At 54.3% G+C, this 1,186-nt stretch carries 2 protein-coding genes and 1 pseudogene; all 3 read left to right on the top strand.

All coding sequences use genetic code 11. The features are described 5' to 3' along the window. Positions 1-164 precede the first annotated feature (164 nt). Positions 165-455: a type II toxin-antitoxin system RelE/ParE family toxin gene (locus AQ1_RS12140; protein WP_042087707.1), complete on the top strand. Its 291-nt coding sequence runs from the start codon at positions 165-167 to the stop codon at positions 453-455. Positions 456-464: 9 nt separating this feature from the next. Beyond that, the gene (locus AQ1_RS12135) at positions 465-797 is read left to right on the top strand and encodes a HigA family addiction module antitoxin (RefSeq protein ID WP_042087706.1); all 333 of its coding nucleotides are present in this window, start codon (positions 465-467) and stop codon (positions 795-797) included. Between the two features lie 129 nt (positions 798-926). Next, positions 927-1,130: pseudogene (locus tag AQ1_RS14960) on the top strand (integrase core domain-containing protein); the annotation flags it as partial. Between the last annotated feature and the right edge of the window lie 56 nt (positions 1,131-1,186).

Raw genomic sequence — 1,186 nt, 5'->3', positions numbered from 1 at the left:
GATGTCAGGATTTCTCGAGATGAGGAGGCCCGAAAACGCGTGCAACCGAATGTTGACCTATCCCCGCAAAGCGGATTCACCGCCTGTCGGCGGGCTAAAGCATGGCAGGAAGGGGCTGTATAGTATCAATTGACACCATACATATGTTTCTGGCAGCATCAATTATGAAGATCAAAAACGTGATCCATAAGGGATTGCGACGTTTCATCGAAACCGATGATGCCAGCGGGCTACAGCCCGCTGTCGTGCCCAAGGTCAGGCGCATGGTCACTTTCCTCCAGGACATGGAGCGAGAGGACGAGTTGCGCACCATGCCAAGCTGGAAGGCGCACCTGCTGACCGGCGACCGCAAGGGCACATGGAGCCTGTTTATGACGAAGAACTGGCGGCTGACGCTTCGGATCAATCAGAACGAGATTGAAATCACCGATCTGGACTATGAAGATTACCACTAGGAGGTAGCCATGAACGCGATTTCTGGATTGCGCATGAAGAACCCCGCTCATCCGGGCAGCTTCATCAAGTATGAGATTATCGAGCCACTTGGTCTGTCGGTAACAGCGGCGGCGGCAGTGCTCGGGGTGACGCGGGCAACGCTTTCGGCTTTGCTCAATGAGCGCGCGCACCTGTCGTCAGAAATGGCGCTTCGGGTCGAAAAAGCCTTTAGCGTGTCGATGGACACCCTCATGCGGATGCAGAACAGCTATGACATTGCCCAGGCCCGCAAGCGGGAAGGGGACATCAAGGTCGTGCCCTTCAACGGCAAGCCGCTCAATCCGCAAACGACGATGATTTGACCAATCGACACGGGTCAGATGTGCAATCAGTTCGCTATCCTGTTCGATGAACGCTTCAAGGCGTAACCGCATCTGAAAACCCCATGGGCCAGATCAGATACACAAAGTTCATGACACTCTCCTCGCTCCGCCGAACGCGTTATCCGCAGTTTGAACCGCATCATCGAATGGCGGTGAAAGCCCCGGACGATCAGAGTCTCTAACGGTCCAGAATATATCAGTGAGACGCTGGTGATATGGGCTTCGGGTCAGGGCATTGCCATCCAGCACATTCAGCCGGGACAGCCGCAACAGAACGCTTATGTCGAGCGCTATAACCGCATGGTCAGACAGTAATGGCTGGACCAATATATCAACGAAAGCATCAAGGAGGCTCAGGATCAAGCCAT

Origin of the sequence: Iodidimonas nitroreducens (assembly GCA_000710935.1) — a bacterium.
In the GTDB taxonomy this organism is placed as follows: Bacteria; Pseudomonadota; Alphaproteobacteria; order Sphingomonadales; family Rhodothalassiaceae; genus Iodidimonas; species Iodidimonas nitroreducens.
This window is presented reverse-complemented; position numbering and strand designations above follow the sequence as displayed.

Bases quoted from the DNA above. Each gene is read 5' to 3' on its own strand.
- AQ1_RS12135 (WP_042087706.1), top strand. From the start codon at position 465: ATGAACGCGATTTCTGGATTGCGCATGAAGAACCCCGCTCATCCGGGC.
- AQ1_RS12140 (WP_042087707.1), top strand. From the start codon at position 165: ATGAAGATCAAAAACGTGATCCATAAGGGATTGCGACGTTTCATCGAA.